The organism is Bordetella bronchialis (assembly GCF_001676705.1).
Lineage (GTDB): Bacteria > Pseudomonadota > Gammaproteobacteria > Burkholderiales > Burkholderiaceae_B > Bordetella_C > Bordetella_C bronchialis.
Map to the genome: position 1 here is coordinate 3,821,826 of NZ_CP016170.1, position 18,175 is coordinate 3,840,000.

Sequence of the window (18,175 nt, forward strand, 5' to 3'; positions counted from 1 at the left end):
GCCTGCCCTTCGGCTTGCGTTTCGCGTCGTTCGCTGTGTCAGCAGCAGAGAAACGAGATTATGAAGACATTTTTTGGGGCTGTCAAATCGAGGTCATTTTCTTTCGTTCGATTTGCACACTGGGACTTGCGGAACCGGCCCTTCGTGCCGGTCAGGTGCCTACGGCGCATAAACGCCGCCGCCCCGCTCATCCGAGCCCCAGGCCCGCCCAAGTCCGGCCAAGCCGTGCCCAAGCGTTATTGCCTTGCTCCCGTTCTTCGCCAGAAGCGAAGGGGCGAGACTATAGCACAACGAAGCGCGTGTAGCGTCCGGCTTGCCGGGCATGTCCCGTGTGACGGTGGCGGCGCCTGAAAGCACCGTCTTCGCGTCGAGGCACGGGACACGCGACACGGAACACGGAACACGGGACACTGGAGACCGGACCCGGACACCGGGACACCGGGACACCAGCGGACCCGGACACCGGGACACCGGGACACCAGATTACCGGGCGCGGGGACGCCGCGATGCGGATCGCCGACATGGCACTTTATCGATAGACTTCAACTGATGTGCAGCGGGCACCGCGCCGGCGGCCGCATTCCTTCCACGATACGAACCACAACAGCCACCATGTCAGCCAGCCATCCCGACGTCTACGAAGATATCCTCATCAACGTCACGCCCTTCGAGACGCGCGTGGCGGTGGTCGCCCAGGGCGCGGTGCAGGAACTGCACGTGGAGCGCAGCATCCAACGCGGCCACGTCGGCAATATCTACCTGGGCCGGGTAGTGCGCGTACTGCCCGGCATGCAGAGCGCATTCGTCGACATCGGGCTGGAGCGCGCGGCCTTCATCCATATCGCCGACCTGCGCGAGAACCGAACGGAGCGCAGCCAGGGGCTGACGCCCACGCCCATCGAAAAACTGCTCTTCGAAGGCCAGACCCTGATGGTCCAGGTGATCAAGGATCCGCTGGGGACCAAAGGCGCGCGTCTTTCCACGCAGATCAGCATGGCCGGCCGCATGCTGGTGTATTTGCCGCACGACCCGCACATTGGCATCTCGCAGAAGATCGACTCGGAGGCCGAGCGGATCCAGTTGCGCGAGCGGCTGCAGGCCTTGATGCCGGAAGACGAGAAAGGCGGCTTTATCGTCCGCACGCAGGCGGAGGGCTCCACCGACGAGGAACTGCGCGCCGATCTGGACTATCTGCGCAAGCTTTGGGGCAGCGTGCAAGCGGCGGCGCGCAGTCGCCCGGCGCCCACGGTGCTGTACCAGGACCTGACCCTGGCGCAGCGTGTGCTGCGCGATATGGTGGGACCGCACACCGGCACCATACGCGTGGATTCGCGCACCACCACGGCCAGCCTGATCGAGTGGGCCCGCCTGTATACCCCGTCCGTGGTCGACCGCATACACCACTACAGCGGCGAGCGCCCGCTGTTCGATACCGCCAACGTCGATGAGGAAATCCAGCGCGCGCTATCGCGCCGGGTAGACCTGAAATCGGGCGGCTACCTGATCATCGACCAGACCGAGGCGCTGACCACGGTAGACGTGAATACGGGCGGTTTCGTGGGTGGGCGCAATTTCGACGACACCATCTTCAAGACCAATCTGGAAGCGGCCCAGGCCATCGCCCGGCAATTGCGCCTGCGCAACCTGGGCGGCATCGTGATACTGGATTTCATCGACATGGAAGACGCCGAGCACCGGGAAACCGTGCTGGGCGAACTGCGCAAGGCCCTGGCGCGCGACCGTACGCGCATGACGGTCAATGGTTTCACGCAACTGGGCCTGGTGGAGATGACCCGCAAGCGCACGCGGGACTCGCTGGCGCACCAATTGTGCGAAGCTTGCCCCACCTGCCAGGCACGTGGGCACGTGCGAACCGCGCGCACGATCTGCTACGAGATCCTGCGCGAGATCCTGCGCGAGGCGCGCCAGTTCAATCCCAAGGAATTCCGCATCCTGGCCTCGCAGCAGGTGGTGGATCTGTTCCTGGAAGAGGAAAGCCAGCATCTGGCGATGCTGGGCGACTTCGTCGGCAAGACCGTGTCGCTGGAGGTCGAGGCCACCTACACGCAGGAGCAGTACGACCTGATCCTGATTTGAGTACGCAGTGGTGTCGCGTACACCGCGGGCCCGCGCGGCATCGGCGAAGATGGGACGGCGACCGCCCCCCCAAGGCCGGCCAGGCTTATCCCGCGAATCCCTTGTTGTCCAGGAACGCCTGCTCTTCCGGCGTCGTCTGTCGGCCCAGGTGGGCGTTGCGATGCGGGAAACGCCCGAAGCGCGCAATGATGTCCCGGTGCAGGACCGCGAAGTCGCGGCTGCGCGGATCCAGCGCTTGCGCCAGTTGTACCGAGCGCGCCTGATCGGCCGGATCTTCCGAGTGTTCGAAGGGAAGATAGAGAAAAACCAGCATGTCCGGATCGACCTGCTTGTCCAGCCCCTGCTCCACGGCCTGGGCCGCGAAGCGCCGCGCCAGGGGGTCTGTGGCATACATGTGGGCCGTGCCGCGGAAGGCGTTGCGGGGGTATTGATCCAGCAGGATCAGCAAGGCCAGCATGCCCGGCGCGGTGTCCGCCCAATGGTCCAGTTCGCGGCGCGCGGCCGCGAAATGCAGGTCGGCGAAGCGCGCGGAGAATTCGGCGTCGAACGCGGCGTCCTTGGCGAACCATTTGCGCGGGCCGGCGTCGCGCCAGAACTGGACAACTTGGGCCGCATCCCCTGCCGGCCGGCTTTCTTGCATAGATGACATGGTTTTCCGACGTCCCTGGCGTTGGCGTATCGTGCGCGCGGCGCGTACGGCGCCCTGCGCACATCGTCCCCGATGGCAAAACGCGAGATTACCGTCGAAACGCCGTCCACGCGACTCGACATTGCGCTTGCCGGCCCATCGGGTGGCGAGCGGCCGGGCACCGCCAGGCGACCCCAGGTCAGCGCTGTCCGGCGTCCCCGCCCGCGACGCGGCCTTGCCCCTGGAGCGAGATGCTGTCGAAGTCGGAGACCAGCGCATCGACGCGGACGTCCCAGGGGCCGGCGACGATGAGTGGCATGTCATCGACGATCCACATCCCGGCAGGACTCCCCTGTCCTGCCGGATGGGCGGCCCGCACGATGCCCTCTACCCCGCGTTGCGGCATCGAGAAAGTCACGGAGACTTCCTTGGCTGCCAGGGTCGCATCGTCTTCACGCTTGATGACCACGGTCAGTGCGGCATGGCCCCCGGCTTTGGGCATGACCACGATTTCCGCGGTGGCGGCCGGACCGTGAAGATGGAGGGTGGTTCGGGCATCGGCATGGGCGGTACGGCCGTGGGACATTTCGTGATGCATGGTGTCCGCCATGCCGTCCAGCGACCTGGGCGGAGGCGTGAATCGCCACAGGGAAACGGCCGCCAGGACGGCAAAGGCCAGGACGATCTCCCCGCGGATGTTGCGGACCAGCGCAAACAGCGCGCGCATGTCCCCGCGCAGCGTGGCCGCGGTCCAGCGCCACCGGTTCACCGCGGCCAGCGCCATCATGCCCAATACCAGCGCGAGCTTGGCCGCGAGTATCCGGCCATACGCGGTACGCCATAGATCCGCCGGTTCGCGCAACTGCCACCATGCCAGCAGCACGCCGGTGGCGACGAGCACCAGCACGATCGCCAGCGCCGCCGTGGAGAAACGGCGCAGCGGGGTATCGCCATAACCCGCCAGCAGCAGCACGGGCAGACAGGCCAGCGCCCCCAGCCAGCCCGCGGCGGCGGCGACATGCACGAATACGGCGATGCGGGCGGCGTTGCCGACCGAGGCCGTAGCGGCGTGTCCGCTGGAAGCCAGGGCCAGGCCCAACAACAATAGGGACAGCAAGGCCAGGGCCCGCCGCCCGCGCGCCGAACCCGCGGCGCATGCGAAAAGCGCGACGACGGCGGCGGCCTCCGCCGCGCCCACCAGCAAGCCGAGCGAGGTCCGTATGGCGGCGCTCCAGCATGCCCGCGTGAGGACCGCGGACCAGGGCGCGCCCAAGGCGTCCAGGCCCTGCAGCCCCAGCAGCACCGGCGCGGCGACGGCCGCCAACAGCAGGGCGGGCAGGTGCTTGCGGCAACCGCCGGCCTCGTACTGCGTGGCGAAGGCCTCGAAGGCCACGCCGCCGATGCCGAACAACAGCCCCGCCAACAAGGCCACGGTGACCACGGCGATAACGGGATACAGCCATGTCGCGCCCTGCTGCGTATCGGCCACGGCGGGGTGCGCATCCGCCGCGCCGATGGCGAAACTGAGCGTGCCGCCCACCGGATGCCCGTCGGCCGACGCCACGCGCCAGCTGAACAGGTAACTTCCGCGCATTGCCAGGGGTGGCACCGCGACGGACAGCGTGGCATCGCGCACTTGGGCTTCGCCCAGGGCGACCGTCTGGCCACCCGGTCCGAGCAGGCGCAGCACCAGCGGCGCGACGGGTTCGTTGAAGGTCAGCGCGACGGTCGCCGGCAGATTGGCAAGGACCGCGCCCTCCGCCGGTTCGGTCCGGAGCAACTCCGAATGCGCTTGCGCCACGCCGGACAATGCAAAAAGAAAGGCGAGCACAATGGCCGCCGCGACCGTTTTCATGACCTTCCCCCTAGCGCGGCCGCACCGGCGCGATCAGCAGTGCGGGCGCCGGCTGCGCGGGCCGCGGGCCATTGCTGGCCGGGATCTCGATCCAGCGGGATACCCCCTTGGCGCACTCCTGCACCACTGGAAAATAAACCGGCTGGCCGGCGGGCAGGTCGTCGGCCAGATAGGCCTGGAAGACGAACTCGTCGTAGTAGGCGTCCGGCAGATCGCCGGTCCAGGCGAGCTCCTTGACCCCCTGGTCCACGCGGGCGCCGTGCAAGGTGTACGCCTTGTCGTACCGGCCTTGCACGATGTCCAGTTGCCAGCCCGGCTTGGGCTGCGGCTTCACGCCGATGACGCCATCGGGAATGCGGATGCGCAGCTTGCGCGTGTCCGACCCGTCGCAGCCGTGCGGCACCCGGAAGACCGCCTTGTAGTAGCTGCCCGCGGGCGCTTCGCGGGTTTCAATCGTGACGTGGGCGTGGGCCGCGCCGGCGACGGCCAGCAAGGCAGGGGCGGCCAGCGACGACGCGCGCCGAAGAAAGCGAGACATAAGCAACCTCGAATAACGAAACCATGAGCGCGCCGCCCGCAGGCGGGCAGCGCTTCCGATACGTCAATCGAGCAGGCCGGGCGGCGCGCGGGATCCCAGCGGCGGACCGGGCGTGACATGTGCCCGGGGCAAGGCCGTCGGCACGGGCCTGGGAATGTGCCAGGCCAGGGCCAGTACCGGCGCCGCCACGGCGGGAAGCGGCGGCGCGTGGGTGTAGACGCCCGTCAAGCCGAAAGGGCAATCGGCGGGCATCCGGTCGCCGTCCGGTATGGCGGGCGCCTGGCCCCGCATGCCATGGCCGTCGGCGCTCATGGCGGGCGCGGCCCTTTCCATATGGCCGGTCGGCGTCGCGCCGGGATGGCCGGGATGGGCCATATGCGGGTGGGCGCCGAAGTGGCCCGCCTGTGCCATGCCCGCGGGCATGGGGCCGGCCGCACCGCAATAAACAAGCTGGAAGCGTCCGGCGCGCAAGGCGTCCGGATCGGGCATGAAGCCCGTCGGCAACAAGGCCCGCACCGCGAACACCAGCAGCGCGAGCCAGACCGCCGGCATCCACGAGCAGCCCGGGCGGCGCGGGACGACGCCCGGGGCGCGTGCGGACTGGAACGCGTTCCCGGATCCGGCTGCGGCCGCGAGGTTCCAGCGCAAGATACCCATCGCGGCAAGGCGCGGCGCGCCGCTGTGCCGCCGGGCGTGGGACGATGGGGGCGTGCCTGCCGTCATGCGCCGCACGTCCCTCCCCATGGCTTATTCCGTTTCGCGGAATTGCATCCGGTACAGCGATGCGTACAGGCCATTGGCCGCCAGCAGATCTTCGTGGCGGCCCTGCTCCATGATCCGGCCGGCGTCCAGCACGACGATACGGTCGGCGTTCTGCACGGTGGAGAGGCGGTGCGCGATGACCAGCGTGGTGCGGCCCTTCATGAGCCGTTCCAGCGAGGCCTGGACCTGCCGCTCGGACTCGTTGTCCAGGGCAGAGGTGGCCTCGTCCAGGATCAGAATGGGCGCGTTCTTGATCAGGGCCCGCGCGATCGCGAGCCGCTGGCGCTGGCCGCCGGACAGGCGCGCGGCGTTTTCCCCGACCGGCGTATGGATACCCTTGGGCAGGCCATTGACGAAATCCAGCAGGTTAGCGGCTTCCAGGGCCTCCAGGACCTGCTGGTCGCTGGCCTGCCCGAGCGCGCCATAGCCGACGTTCACCGCGATGGTGTCGTCGAAGAGCACCACGTCCTGGCTGACCAGCGACAGGTGCGACCGCAGGCTGCCCAGCGACAGTTCGCGGATGTCGACGCCATCGATGGAGATCCGCCCGCCCGTGGGAAGGACGAAGCGCGGCAGCATGTTCACCAGCGTGGTCTTGCCGCTGCCGGAGCGGCCGACCAGCGCCACCGTTTCGCCGGGCTGTACGGAGAACGATACGTCGCTGACGGTATCGCGATCCGCATCCGGGAACCGATGGGTGACCCCGCTGAATTCGACCTGGCCGCGTATGGGTTCGGGCAAGGCGCGCTGGCCGGTTTCCTGTTCCGGCACTTCGTCGATGAGCGTGAAGACGCTCTCGGCCGAAACCAGCATGCGCTGCATGCGGCCGGCCAGATTGGTCAGGCGCTTGACCGGATCGAAGAGCTGCGCCAGCGAGGCCATGAAGGCGGCGAAGCTGCCGGCGGTGAGCGAGCCGGCGTTGGCCTGCCCCAGCGCGACGGCGATGATGCCGGCGACCGAGAGCGCGATGCAAACCTGCGTCAGCGGCGTCATCGCCGCATCGGCGATGGCGCCGCGCATGGCGTAGCGGCGCAGGCGCGAATTGACGTAGCTGAAGCGGCCGCGTTCGTACTCGTAGCCGTCGAACAGCTTGATCACGCGCTGGCCGTCGATGCCCTCGCCCACCACGCGGGTCAGTTCGGCATTCATATTGACCGTTTCGCGGTTGATCTTGCGCAGCCGCCGGATAAAGACCCGGGCGATCAACACCGACACGGGCAGCATGACCAGGATGATGAGCGTCAGCAGCCAGGACATGTACAGCAGCACGCAGATCAGCGCCACCACCACCAGTGTTTCGCGCACCAGGACCGTGATGACGTCGGTGGCGTAGCCGGTCACGTTGCCGGCGTCTATGGTGAAGCGGTTCAAGAGGCGGCCGGTATCCCCGCGCTTGAATTGTTCGTCCGGCAGCCCGAGCAGACGGTCGAACATCTCTTGCCGGATGCCGCGCAACACATTGTTGGCGACCCACGCGAGCAGATAGTCGCTGAAGAAGTTGCAGACGCCGCGCAGGAAAATGAGCCCGACCACGGCCAGCGGGATGGCCCAGACATAGTAAGGCTTGGTACCGCTGAAGCCGTCGTCCAGCAGCGGCTTCATGATGACGGCCAGCGTTGGCTGCGTGCCGGCGGCCCCTGCCATCAGCAGGATCGCGAGCGCCAGCGCCTTCCAGTGGGAGCCGACGCGCGAATAAATACGTTTCCAGAGCACGGCCTTGACCGGATGGGAGCCGGCGGGCCTGTTGCGAGTGGCAGAATCCAAGAAATCTCTCGCTTCTATACAATTCGAGTGTCCGGGGATTGTACCGTCGGCCGCGCGACCTTCCCGGCCGCGGCCCGGCGCTTCGCCCGCCCCGGCCCCATCCTTGCGCCGCCAGGCGGCGGACCCTGCCTTTTATGCCATCGATAACCCGTTTATACGTGCGGCTGCCCAACTGGGTCGGCGACGTCTGCATGAGCCTGCCGACCCTGCGGCTGCTGCGCGCGGCGGGGCTGCCGACGGTCCTGTGCGCCCGGCCCTGGGCGCAGGACCTGCTGGCCGGCGTCGCGGGCCAGGACGATTTCATCCCCATGCGAGGCCGCTTCGGCCAGGACCGCGCCGCGGTGCGGGCGCATATCCGGCGCGCCGGCCGGGGCGGCGTGGCGCTGGCCCTGCCGGACTCCCTGTCCAGCGCGGCGGTCTTCCGGCTGGCTGGGCTGCCAGTGGCGGGCTATCGCGACGACGGCCGCAGCCTGTTGCTGCGCTGGCCCGTGCGCAAACCGCAGGCGCCCTTGCATGCGGTGCAATCCTGGTACCACCTGGCGCGAGAGGCCCTGGGCCGCTGGGGATTGCCCAACGGGGCCCCCGATCCCGGGCCGGAACTGGGCCTGACGCTGACCGCGTCACAGCGGGCGCAGGCGCAGGCCTGCCTGGAGGACGCCGGCCTGGCGCAGGCGCCCTTCGTGCTGATCGCGCCCACCGCCACCGGCCTGCACCGGGGGCGCAACAAGGTCTGGCCCGGTTTCGCCGAGCTGACGCGCGCGTTGCTGGACCGCGGCATAGCGGTCGCCATGTGCCCGCCTCCCGCGGAGGCCGACGCCGCCCGCGCGAACGCGCCGGACGCGCGCCTGCTGCCCCCTCTGGGCCTGGGCGCCTTCGCCGCCCTGACCACGCGGGCCGCCCTGGTCATATGCAACGATTCCGGCGTGTCCCATGTGGCCGCGGCGGCCGGAGCGCGGCAGATCACGCTGTTCGGGGTCACCCAGCGCGAACGCACCGGCCCGTGGTCGGCCAGCGCCCATTGCATGGGCTCGGACGGACATTGGCCCGCGGTGCGGGATGTCGCGCGCGACGCGGAAGCCCTGTTGAATGGGCATGAACCCGGCCGTGCGTCCCATGAATTGACAGGCGCGGCGCCGGCCTGAACAATCGTGACGGTATGTCCATTGTCAGTCTTCTCGCGTATCTCATCATCCCTCTTTATTTGTGCCTGACCCTGGTGGGGCTGGGCCTGGTGCTGGCGCTGGTCCGGTGGCGCAAGACGGGCCTGGCGCTGGCCGCCATCGGCCTGGCCTGGGCCTATGCCTGGTCCATCCCGGCCACCTCGCTGTGGCTGGGCGGCATGCTGGAAAGGGAGTACCCCTATCGCCCGCCCGCCGAACTGCCCACGGCCGACGCGATCGTCGTGCTGGGTGGCAATATCGCCAACGACCGCCAGAACTGGTTCCTGCCGTACGACCGCGAGACCGCGATCCGGCGCTTCCAGACGGCGGAACAACTGTACGAGGCCGGCCGCGCGCCCAAGATCGTGCTGTCCGGCGGCGCCCTGAGCGGCGACGTCAGCGAAGCCGAAGGCATGGCGCATGCCTTGCGCCGGTCCGGCGTGCCCCGCAGCGCGATGATCCTGGAAAACGACAGCCGCACCACCTACGAAAACGCCATCCTGACCGAAGGCCAGCTGAAGGAGCACGATATCCGCACGGTGCTGCTGGTGACATCGGCCCTGCACATGCCGCGCGCCATGGCCGCCTTCCGCAAACAGGGCGTGACGGCGATCCCGGCGCCCTCGCAGCCGCAGATCTACCTGCCGGCCTCGCCGCGGATCTCGCCCTGGCTGCCGGACGAACGCGCCTTCGACGCCAGCCGCTCCATCATCAAGGAGTACACCGGGCTGTTCCTGTACTGGATACGGGGGTGGATCTGATGCCCGCCGCCGCCGCGCCCTCGTGCCGGCCGGGCTGTGGCGCCTGCTGCATCGCGCCGTCGATTACGCGCGCCCTGCCCGGGATGCCGGGGGGCAAGCCCGCCGGCGTGCGCTGCGTGCAGCTGATGGACGATATGCGCTGCGCCGTGTTCGGCAAGCCGGAACGCCCGGATTTCTGCGGGGGATTGCGCCCGGCCGCCGACATGTGCGGGGATAACCGCGAACACGCCATTGCCTGGCTGACACAGCTGGAACAGGCGACGGCGCCCTCCCCCTGGGCGAAGCGGCTGGCATAGACGCCATCGCACGCGGCGGCCTTGCGGGCCTTTTGGCATTGCCTGCCGCGTCGGCCGCCGCGATCGCGGGACGCGCGGCCCTCGCGCCCGGTACCCGAGTCGCCGCGCCCGCCGCTACCAGCGCCGCCGCTTGCGGTCCTCGTGGCGGGTCAGCGTCTTGCGCAGGAAGGCCAGCAGGCCGGTCGAACCCGCGACCAGCACCCGGGGCAGGCCCATGGGATCGTCCTTGGCGTTCGCCAGCCCGCGCTTGGTCAGCGTGGCGTTGTCGTAGCCGGCTTCGCGCGCCATGTCCATGAGCTGGGCGTTGTATTCGCCATAGGGGTAGCAGAAGGCGGTAACGGGCCCGCCCAGGGCATCCTCCAGTTCGCGGCGCGAGGCGGCGATCTGGCGGCGGGCCTCGCCGGCATCGAGCTCCGGCAGATGGACGTGGTCCAGCGTATGCGAGCCGACCTCGTTGCCGGCGGACGCCCATGCGCGCATCTCGGCCGCCGTCATCAGGGGCGATGGCGGCACCCCGTGCGCATGGTCCCAGACATTGCTGCCGCCGAACTGGCGGGCGACGAAATAATTGGTGGCGGTGAAGCCGAGTTCCGCCAGCACCGGCATGGCGTTGTCATGCACATTGCGGTAGCCGTCGTCGAAGGTGATGCCGAAGACCTTGCCGCTGCGTTCGCCGCGCAGATAGGGCATCAGCTCGCGCATCGACAGGCCCCGGTAGCCCAGGCGGCGCATCCAGGACATCTGCCGCCGGAAGGCCGCCGTGTCCACCGTCAAGCCGCGATACGGCGTGCCGCGCGGCGGCAGCGTTCCGACCTGGTGGTACATGAGAATGGGGATGGACATGGCGGCGATTATAGGAGCCGGGCGGGCCGGGGATCCATGCAACGTCACCGGCCTAGCGGCCGTCCAGCGCCGCCTGGTACACCGCGAACGTCGCTTCCACGAACTTGGCCAGGCCGAAATCGCTGAGGCTTTTTTCGCGCGCGGCCGCGCCCATCGCCGCCGTGCGCGACGGATCGTCCAGCATGCCTTGCAACACCGCCGCGATAGCCCGCGGATCGCGCACGGGCACGACCCAGCCGTCGCGTCCGTCGATAACGTTCTCCGGCAGGCCGCCGGCATTGGATACCAGGGCGGGCAGGCCCAGCGACATGACTTCGCGGCAGGCGAAGGACAGCGCCTCGCGGTAGGACAGCACGAAGCCCACGTCGCAGGCCGCGAGCGCCGGGCGCACGTCGTCCAGCAGGCCGGGGAATACCACCTGGTCCTGCACCCCGAGTTCGCGCACGCGCGCCATCTTCGCCTCGTCGGGCGGATCGCCCGCGACCAGGACGCGAAAGCGCTGGCGGTTCTCCGGCGCCAATTGCGCCAGGCCGGCCAGCAGATCCAGCCAGCCTTTGTCGTAGTCGGTGCCGCCGGAGCTGCCCAGCAGAATCTTGCCCGGCGCGGTGGCGCCGAAGTACTTGTCGCGCAGCCCGGGGCGCAGGGCGGCCGAGGGCGGCGCGAAGTAGTCCGTGTCGATGCCGTGCCGGATGGTGGCGATGGGCAGGCGTCCGTACGGCGAACGTCGCAGCAGGCCTGCGACGAATTCACTGACGGCGATGACGCGGTCCGTGCCGAAACGCGCGCGCATGCGGTGGCCCACGGTATCCAGCGGCAGGTCGTTGTGCTTGGTGAACACGATGGGCGGCCGCCGCATGCCCAGGGTGGCGATCATCGCCAGGCGATGGTCGGTCGAGCCGTTCACGTGGATCAGGTCATAGCCTTCCTGGCGTATCAGCCGCCGCAGGGCGGCAGCCTCGCCGAACAGGGCGGATGCGCGCGAGCGGAAGCCGATGTCCGCCACACGCACGCCCGGCAGTTCGCCCGCATAGCGGTACAGCCGGCTGCTGCCGGGCGTCGCCACCGTGATCTCGTGCGCATGCCGCAGGCCGCGCGCGAGATTCATGATGTAGGTGACATGCCCCCCGCCGTTGCGCGGATGGAAGTTCGTATACAGGATTTTCAAGGCCGGGGGGCGCCATCGCGGCGCGCGTTTTCAGTCAGGAACATCAGCTTGGCATAGCGGAAGAAGCTGCCCGCCGCCGCCGTCACCGCCAGCACCAGGCCGTGGCGGCCGTCGAGGAAACCGCGGCGGATCAGGTAGATGCGGACGAAGGTCCAGAAGCCGTGCCCCAGCGCGCCCAGGATGCCCGTGCGCTTGCCGCGGGCATGCATCATCGCCGCGGCATCCGAGGAATAACGGTTGACCTTGCTGACCAGCGCATCCAGATGGGGATAGGGATAGTGGACGAAATGCCCCTGCAGCCGCCCGACGCGCCCCGGCTGCGATGGAATGACTTTCTCATGCACGGCGGCATCGCTGAACCGCGCGGTGCCGCGGCGGAACAAGCGCAGCACGTAGTCCGGCCACCACCCGCTGTGGCGGATGAAGCGGCCGCAGAAATCCGACAGTCGGGCGATCTCGTAGGCGTCGCGATCGGGCGCCGCGATGGCCTCCTGGATGGCCTTGGCCAATTCGGGCGTGACGCGTTCGTCCGCATCGATGGACAGCACCCATTCGCCCTGGGCCAGGTTCAGCGCGCGGTTCTTCTGCGGACCGAAGCCGGGCCAGTCGTGCGTCTGTTCCACGGTGGCGCCCATCGCGCGGGCCAGCTCGATGGTGTTGTCGGTGCTCCCGGAATCGACCACGATGAACTCGTCGGCAAAGGCCACGGAATCCAGGCAGGCGACGATATTGGCCGCTTCGTTCTTGGTGATGACGATGACCGAGAGCTTCATGCGCGTCCCCTCAGGCGGCGCTTCCAGGCCTTCCAGGCGTGATAGCGCGGCCCCCAGACAGGATGCCCGCCCAGCCACAGGCGGCGCGCCAGCCAGCGTCCGGGCTGGTCCCGCACGGCGAAGCGGTAGATGTGTTCCGGATCGCCACCGACGGTATTCTGGCCCAGCGCATCGGTGGTGTAGAAATAGCGGAAGCCCGCCTGGCGCCCGGCCTCCAGGTAATCGTCGTCGAAGTAGCCCTGGGGCCAGCACAGGTGTGGACTTTGTTCGCCCAGCCGCTCGCCCAGCACGAGGCGCGAACGGTGCAGTTCCTCCGCGATGCGTTCGCGCTTGGCGGCCACGTCCGTGCCGCATACCTTGTCCCAGCGCGTGTGCGTCTGCGTATGGCTATGGAACTCGAAGGTGCCGGCCGCGCGCATGGCCTCGATCTCGGTCCAGCGCGCCATGACCTGGTCCGCGCGCCCGTCGGCGATGGCCGCCTTGCAGGCGGCATGATCGGGCGCGGGCGGCGCGCCGCCCTGCCCCGCGGTGGGACGCGCGGGACCATCGCCTATCCAGCCGGTGACGATGAACATCACCGCGTGCATGCCGTAGCGCTGCAGGATGGGGTGGGCGTGCACCCAATTGTCCAGGTAGCCGTCGTCGAAGGTGATCAGCACGGACTTTTCCGGCACCGGCTCGCCGGCCAGATGGGCCGCGAAACGATCCGCCGACAGGGCCGTATAGCCGTCCCGCGCCAGCCGGGCGATCTGGCTTTCGAAATGCGCCGGCGTGGCCGCGATCATGCCGCCCGCCGGGGTGACGTGGTGGTACATCAGCACCGGCACATTGTGCGCCCCGGCCGTCATCGCCGCCGCTCCGCCAGCCATTTGCGATAGACGAGTTCGGTGCGCTCCGCCAGGCGCTGCGGCGAGAACACGCCCTCTTCCCGGATCATGCGCCGTCCGGCCTCGCCCATCTTGCGGCGCAGCCCCGGATCGTCGATCAGCCGCTGCAGCGCGGCGGTCAGCGCGGCCGGATCCTTGGACGGCACCAGGAAGCCGCTGACGCCGTCGCGGAACATCTCCGACACGCCGCCCACGTTGGTGCCGACCACCGGCAGGCCGCTGGCCTGAGCCTCGACATAGACGGTGCCGGAGGCTTCCTGCTCGGTGGCCAGGGCGAACAGGTCGAAGCCGGCCAACAGATTGGGAACATCGCGCCGGGTACCCATCAGATGGATGCGCGATTGCAGGCCGAGCTCGGCGATGTAGGCCTGCACCCGCTCGAAGGTCGGCGAGCCGCTGCCCACGAACACCAGGTGCAGGTTGGGCCGCGTGGCCATCAGCCCGCGCATGGCGTCGATCAGCGCGATGTGACCCTTGGCCGGCCGCATGACGGCGACACAGCCGACGACGACATCGGTATCGGCCAGGCCGAGTTCGTCGCGCAGCGTGGAACGCTCGATGGGCGGCGGGGGCACGATGGGCGAATACAGGGTGGCGACCGATTCGCGCGGCACGCCGCGCGTGATCAGGTATTCGCGGACGTGGTCGCTGACGGTGGTCACGCGATGCGGCAGGATGGTGTAGGACCACATCGATCCCACCTTGCTGGCCAGGTGCCGGGTGCGAACGATGAGCGGGGTGCCGGCCATCCGCGCCGCGACGGCGGCGATGACCGTATCGCGGCGGCTGTGGGTATTCAGTACGTCGAAGCGGCCTTCTCGCAGGATGCGGCGGATGGCGGCGATGCCCTTGAAATAATTGGGCACGCCGTCCATGTCGACCTGGTGCACGGTGAAGCCCTCATCGCCCAGCCGCTTGACCAGTTGGGCGCGCGACTGGCAGATGGCTTCCATATGATGGCCGCGCTCGCGCATGGCGATCATTTCCTTGAAGATGCGATGCTCCTGTCCGCCGAACGCCACCGCGGCTTCGGAATGGACGATGCGTAAGGGTGTCATGAGTAGGAGATCTCCACGCCTTCCGGGCGTGTCCATTCATTGAGCCGCTCCAGCAGCGCGTCGGCCATGCGTACCCGCCAGTCTTCGCCCAGCCGGACCGTGCACAGGAAATTGCCGCGGGTGTAGATGACCTCCACGGGCGTGCCGGGCACGCCGTTTTCCGGTTCGGCGCGGTAGGGATTGAGCAGCTTGCGCAGGTGTTCCGCGTCGGCGTTGCCGTTCAGGCGGATGCGCAGCGAGCGCGCGCGGGCTTCGCGCGCCAGCTGCAGGTCGAACAGCGACTCGGCCACGATGCGCATGCCGCCGGAATACTCGTCGTTGCTGACCTTGCCGTGCACGATGAGCAGCTGGTCCTCGCGCAAGCGGTTGCGGTGTTTTTCGTAGAGTTCGTTGAAGATGGAAATTTCCACCTGCGCCGTGCCGTCGTCCAGCACCGCGAACACCATCTTGCCGCGGCGGGTCATCATGGCGCGCACGCCCGACAGCACGCCGCACATCCATTGCGGTTCCCGCTGCGGCTCCAGCCGGGCCAGCGTCATGGGGACGATGCGGCGGACCTCGTCGCGCCAGGCGTCGAACAGATGCCCGCTGAAGTAATAGCCCAGCGCGGATTTTTCTTCCGTCAGGCGGGTATGCAGGTTCCAGGGCGGCACCTTGGCCAGTTCGCTGGCCACCACGTCGCTGGCGTCGTCGCCGAACAGCGAAACCTGGTTGGCGCTGCGCGCGGCCTGCTCGGCGGCCTCCATGGCGGTGGGCACCGAGGCCAGCAGCGCCGCGCGATTCGGCTCGATGCCGTCGAAGGCGCCGGCCTTGATCAGGGCCTCGATGGTGCGGCGGTTCACCGTGTGCTTGTCGACCCGGCGGCAGAAGTCGAACAGGTCGCGGAACGGCCCGCCTTCCTGGCGCGCGCGGATGATGTCCTCGACCGCGCTCTGGCCGGTGCCTTTCACCGCGCCCAGGCCGTAGCGCATGGTGCGCGGCGGCAGGCCCTTGGCGGTGCGGGCGTCGGCCACCGGCTCGAAGCGGTAGCCGGAGGCATTGACATCGGGCGGCAGGACTTCCACGCCGTTATCCGTGGCATCGCGCCAGAAGGTCTGCACCTTGTCGGTATCGTCCATGTCGGACGACAGGGTGGCGGCCAGGAATTCGGCGGGATGATAGGCCTTGAGCCACGCGGTCTGGTAGGCGATCAGCGCGTAGGCGGCCGAGTGCGACTTGTTGAAGCCGTAGCCGGCGAACTTCTCCATCAGGTCGAACAGCTTGACCGCCAGGTTGGGGTCGTGGCCCTTGGCTTCGGCGCCTTTCTGGAACAACTCCCGGTGCTTGGCCATTTCCTCGGGCTTTTTCTTGCCCATGGCGCGCCGCAACAGGTCGGCGCCGCCCAGCGAGTAGCCGCCGATGATCTGCGAGATCAGCATCACCTGTTCCTGGTAGACGATGACCCCGTAGGTGCTCTTGAGGGTGCCTTCCAGGTCGGGATGGAAGTAATCGACCGGCGCCCGCCCGTGCTTGCGGTTGACGAAGTCGTCCACCATGCCGGATTCCAGCGGGCCCGGACGGTAGAGCGCCAGCATGGCGATGATGTCTTCGAAGGTGCTGGGCCGCAGTTTCTTCAGCAGCTCCTTCATGCCGCGCGATTCCAGCTGGAATACCGCGGTGGTATTGGCGTCGGTCAGGATCTTATAGGCGGCAGGGTCGTCCAGCGGCACCGCCATGATGTCGAAATCGCGCTTGTCCTCGTTGAACTGCCGGACATAGCGCACCGCCCAGTCCAGGATGGTCAGGTTGCGCAGGCCCAGGAAGTCGAACTTGACCAGGCCGGCCGCTTCCACGTCGTCCTTGTCGAACTGCGATACCGCGCTGTTCTCCTGGCCGGGCTGGCAGTACAGCGGGCAGAAATCGGTCAGCTTGCCGGGCGCGATCAGCACGCCGCCGGCGTGCATGCCGATGTTGCGGGTCAGCCCTTCCAGCGGTTGCGCCAGGTCGACCAGGCCGCGGACTTCCTCTTCCTGCTCGTAGCGTTCCTTGAAGGCGGGTTCGTCCTTGAGCGCGCGTTCCAGCGTCCAGGGATCCGCCGGGTTGAACGGGATCAGCTTGGACAAGCCGTCGCAGAACATATACGGCATATCCAGCACGCGGCCGGCGTCGCGCACCACCGCCTTGGCCCCCAGCGTGCCGAAGGTGGCGATCTGGCTGACCGCCTCGCGGCCGTATTTTTCCTTGACGTAGTCGATGACCCGTTCGCGGTTGTCCTGGCAGAAGTCGATATCGAAGTCGGGCATGGACACCCGCTCCGGATTCAGGAAGCGTTCGAACAGCAAGTCGTAGCGAATCGGGTCCAGGTCGGTAATGCCCAGCGCGTATGCCACCAGCGAACCGGCGCCCGAACCCCGGCCCGGCCCGACCGGCACGCCGTTGTTCTTGCCCCAGTTGATGAAGTCCTGCACGATCAGGAAGTAGCCCGGGAAGCCCATCTGGATGATGGTCTTGCATTCCCAGCGCAGGCGTTCGTAGTAGGCATCGCGCTTGGCGTTGCGTTCTTCTTCGTTGGGAAAGAGGAACTCCAGGCGCTTTTCCAGGCCCTGTTCGGACAGCTGTACCAGGTAGTCGTCCAGCGTGACGCCGTCGGGAGTGGGGAAATTCGGCAGCCGCGGCTTGCCCAGCACCAGCGTCAGGTTGCAGCGGCGGGCGATTTCCACCGTATTGGCCAGGGCCGAGGGCACGTCGGCGAAGCGCCGCGCCATTTCCTGGCTATCCAGCATGTACTGCTCGGGCGTGAAACGGCGGACGCGGCGCGGGTTGGCCAGGATCTCGCCCTCCGCGATGCAGACCCGCGCCTCGTGCGCCTGGAATTCGTGCTTGTCCAGGAATTGGATGGGATGCGTGGCCACGACAGGCAGGCCGCACTCCGCGGCCAGCCGCAGCGCGGCCTGGACGTAGGCCTCGTCGCCGTCCATGCCGGCGCGCTGCAGCTCGATGTAATAGGCATCGGGAAAGGCCGCCGCCCACTGGCGCGCCAGCGCCTGTGCCTGCGCGGCGTTGCCGGTCTCCAGCGCCTGCCCGACATCGCCGGCGCGGCCGCCCGACAACAGGATCAGGCCGCCGGCCTGCAACAGCCATTCGCGGCGCACCTCCGCCCGGCCCTTGTGCTGGTTGGTCAGGTAGGCGCGCGTCAGCAGCTCGCACAGGTCCAGGTAGCCCTGGCGGTCCCGCACCAGCAGCAGCAGGCGGTAGGGCTTGTCGCGGTCCTCGTCGTTGCTGACCCACACATCGCAGCCGGCCACCGGCTTGATGCCGGCGCCGCGCGCGGCCTTGTAGAACTTGATCAGGCCGAACAGATTGGACAGATCCGTCAAGGCGACGGCGGGCTGGCCCAGCTTGGCGGCGCGCTTGACCAGATCGGGAATACGGACCGTGCCGTCCACCACCGAAAACTCGGAATGGACGCGCAGGTGGACAAAGGGGGACGGGGCGATGACGGCTTCTTCTGACATGACCGCGATTGTACTCAGCAGACCGCCCGCCGGACCGGTCCCGGACCATCCGCTGCCCCACCGCGGCTTCGGCTGTGCAAGAATAGACAGTTGA

General features: G+C 68.1%; 15 protein-coding genes. 4 read left to right on the forward strand and 11 right to left on the reverse strand.

The window, feature by feature from the left end; translation table 11 throughout:
* The first annotated feature begins 612 nt into the window (after window positions 1-612).
* Window positions 613-2,097, forward strand: coding sequence for a ribonuclease G (gene rng / locus BAU06_RS16870; protein WP_066352427.1), 1,485 nt, complete (start codon window positions 613-615; stop codon window positions 2,095-2,097).
* 85 nt (window positions 2,098-2,182) lie between these two features.
* Here the strand turns inward: rng and BAU06_RS16875 are convergent, their stop codons facing one another.
* From BAU06_RS16875 to msbA, 5 genes are all read right to left on the reverse strand, one after another.
* A complete protein-coding gene (locus BAU06_RS16875) occupies window positions 2,183-2,746 on the reverse strand; it encodes a DUF924 family protein (protein ID WP_066352435.1) in 564 nt (187 codons plus the stop codon).
* 178 nt (window positions 2,747-2,924) lie between these two features.
* On the reverse strand, window positions 2,925-4,580 hold the full coding sequence (locus BAU06_RS16880; RefSeq protein ID WP_066352448.1) for a copper resistance CopC/CopD family protein: 1,656 nt from the start codon (window positions 4,578-4,580) through the stop codon (window positions 2,925-2,927).
* A gap of 10 nt (window positions 4,581-4,590) precedes the next feature.
* Window positions 4,591-5,118: a YcnI family copper-binding membrane protein gene (locus BAU06_RS16885; protein WP_066352459.1), complete on the reverse strand. Its 528-nt coding sequence runs from the start codon at window positions 5,116-5,118 to the stop codon at window positions 4,591-4,593.
* A gap of 63 nt (window positions 5,119-5,181) precedes the next feature.
* Window positions 5,182-5,670 carry a hypothetical protein gene (locus tag BAU06_RS26680; protein ID WP_066352467.1) on the reverse strand — a complete coding sequence of 163 codons (489 nt, stop codon included), beginning with the start codon at window positions 5,668-5,670 and terminating at the stop codon, window positions 5,182-5,184.
* Between the two features lie 195 nt (window positions 5,671-5,865).
* Window positions 5,866-7,644 carry a lipid A export permease/ATP-binding protein MsbA gene (msbA, locus tag BAU06_RS16895; protein ID WP_066352472.1) on the reverse strand — a complete coding sequence of 593 codons (1,779 nt, stop codon included), beginning with the start codon at window positions 7,642-7,644 and terminating at the stop codon, window positions 5,866-5,868.
* A 134-nt stretch (window positions 7,645-7,778) separates the two neighbouring features.
* Here msbA and BAU06_RS16900 point away from each other — a divergent pair, with 134 nt between their 5' ends.
* From BAU06_RS16900 to BAU06_RS16910, 3 genes are read left to right on the forward strand one after another with little or no spacing between them, the layout of a single operon-like run.
* The gene (locus tag BAU06_RS16900; protein WP_066352475.1) at window positions 7,779-8,786 is read left to right on the forward strand and encodes a glycosyltransferase family 9 protein; all 1,008 of its coding nucleotides are present in this window, start codon (window positions 7,779-7,781) and stop codon (window positions 8,784-8,786) included.
* Between the two features lie 14 nt (window positions 8,787-8,800).
* Window positions 8,801-9,565 carry a YdcF family protein gene (locus BAU06_RS16905; protein WP_066352478.1) on the forward strand — a complete coding sequence of 255 codons (765 nt, stop codon included), beginning with the start codon at window positions 8,801-8,803 and terminating at the stop codon, window positions 9,563-9,565.
* Window positions 9,565-9,861: a YkgJ family cysteine cluster protein gene (locus tag BAU06_RS16910; RefSeq protein WP_066359239.1), complete on the forward strand. Its 297-nt coding sequence runs from the start codon at window positions 9,565-9,567 to the stop codon at window positions 9,859-9,861. The genes BAU06_RS16905 and BAU06_RS16910 overlap by 1 nt, the downstream gene beginning before the upstream one ends.
* Before the next feature lie 114 nt (window positions 9,862-9,975).
* Here BAU06_RS16910 and BAU06_RS16915 read toward each other — a convergent pair whose 3' ends face one another.
* The 6 genes from BAU06_RS16915 to dnaE are packed head-to-tail and all read right to left on the reverse strand — an operon-like array spanning window position 9,976 to window position 18,081.
* A complete protein-coding gene (locus BAU06_RS16915) occupies window positions 9,976-10,704 on the reverse strand; it encodes a polysaccharide deacetylase family protein (protein ID WP_156770256.1) in 729 nt (242 codons plus the stop codon).
* Window positions 10,705-10,756: 52 nt separating this feature from the next.
* On the reverse strand, window positions 10,757-11,869 hold the full coding sequence (locus BAU06_RS16920) for a glycosyltransferase family 4 protein (protein WP_066352481.1): 1,113 nt from the start codon (window positions 11,867-11,869) through the stop codon (window positions 10,757-10,759).
* Window positions 11,866-12,642 carry a glycosyltransferase family 2 protein gene (locus tag BAU06_RS16925; protein ID WP_066352485.1) on the reverse strand — a complete coding sequence of 259 codons (777 nt, stop codon included), beginning with the start codon at window positions 12,640-12,642 and terminating at the stop codon, window positions 11,866-11,868. The genes BAU06_RS16920 and BAU06_RS16925 overlap by 4 nt, the downstream gene beginning before the upstream one ends.
* Window positions 12,639-13,490, reverse strand: coding sequence for a polysaccharide deacetylase family protein (locus BAU06_RS16930; RefSeq protein WP_066352488.1), 852 nt, complete (start codon window positions 13,488-13,490; stop codon window positions 12,639-12,641). Before BAU06_RS16930 ends, BAU06_RS16925 begins: the two co-directional genes overlap by 4 nt.
* Window positions 13,487-14,587 (reverse strand): glycosyltransferase family 4 protein, encoded by a 1,101-nt coding sequence (locus BAU06_RS16935; protein WP_066352492.1) that lies wholly within the window; start codon window positions 14,585-14,587, stop codon window positions 13,487-13,489. The genes BAU06_RS16930 and BAU06_RS16935 overlap by 4 nt, the downstream gene beginning before the upstream one ends.
* Entirely contained in the window at window positions 14,584-18,081 is a 3,498-nt protein-coding gene (gene dnaE / locus BAU06_RS16940; protein ID WP_066352495.1) for a DNA polymerase III subunit alpha, read from the reverse strand. Before dnaE ends, BAU06_RS16935 begins: the two co-directional genes overlap by 4 nt.
* Window positions 18,082-18,175 lie beyond the last annotated feature (94 nt).

What these genes read in the sequence shown, in the direction of transcription:
- dnaE (WP_066352495.1), bottom strand. Translation starts at nt 18,081, where the DNA reads ATGTCAGAAGAAGCCGTCATCGCCCCGTCCCCCTTTGTCCACCTGCGC.
- BAU06_RS16875 (WP_066352435.1), bottom strand. Translation starts at nt 2,746, where the DNA reads ATGTCATCTATGCAAGAAAGCCGGCCGGCAGGGGATGCGGCCCAAGTT.
- BAU06_RS16935 (WP_066352492.1), bottom strand. Translation starts at nt 14,587, where the DNA reads ATGACACCCTTACGCATCGTCCATTCCGAAGCCGCGGTGGCGTTCGGC.
- BAU06_RS16915 (WP_156770256.1), bottom strand. Translation starts at nt 10,704, where the DNA reads ATGTCCATCCCCATTCTCATGTACCACCAGGTCGGAACGCTGCCGCCG.
- BAU06_RS16905 (WP_066352478.1), top strand. Translation starts at nt 8,801, where the DNA reads ATGTCCATTGTCAGTCTTCTCGCGTATCTCATCATCCCTCTTTATTTG.
- BAU06_RS16885 (WP_066352459.1), bottom strand. Translation starts at nt 5,118, where the DNA reads ATGTCTCGCTTTCTTCGGCGCGCGTCGTCGCTGGCCGCCCCTGCCTTG.
- rng (WP_066352427.1), top strand. Translation starts at nt 613, where the DNA reads ATGTCAGCCAGCCATCCCGACGTCTACGAAGATATCCTCATCAACGTC.
- BAU06_RS16900 (WP_066352475.1), top strand. Translation starts at nt 7,779, where the DNA reads ATGCCATCGATAACCCGTTTATACGTGCGGCTGCCCAACTGGGTCGGC.
- BAU06_RS16880 (WP_066352448.1), bottom strand. Translation starts at nt 4,580, where the DNA reads ATGAAAACGGTCGCGGCGGCCATTGTGCTCGCCTTTCTTTTTGCATTG.
- BAU06_RS16910 (WP_066359239.1), top strand. Translation starts at nt 9,565, where the DNA reads ATGCCCGCCGCCGCCGCGCCCTCGTGCCGGCCGGGCTGTGGCGCCTGC.
- BAU06_RS16930 (WP_066352488.1), bottom strand. Translation starts at nt 13,490, where the DNA reads ATGACGGCCGGGGCGCACAATGTGCCGGTGCTGATGTACCACCACGTC.
- BAU06_RS26680 (WP_066352467.1), bottom strand. Translation starts at nt 5,670, where the DNA reads ATGCCGGCGGTCTGGCTCGCGCTGCTGGTGTTCGCGGTGCGGGCCTTG.
- BAU06_RS16925 (WP_066352485.1), bottom strand. Translation starts at nt 12,642, where the DNA reads ATGAAGCTCTCGGTCATCGTCATCACCAAGAACGAAGCGGCCAATATC.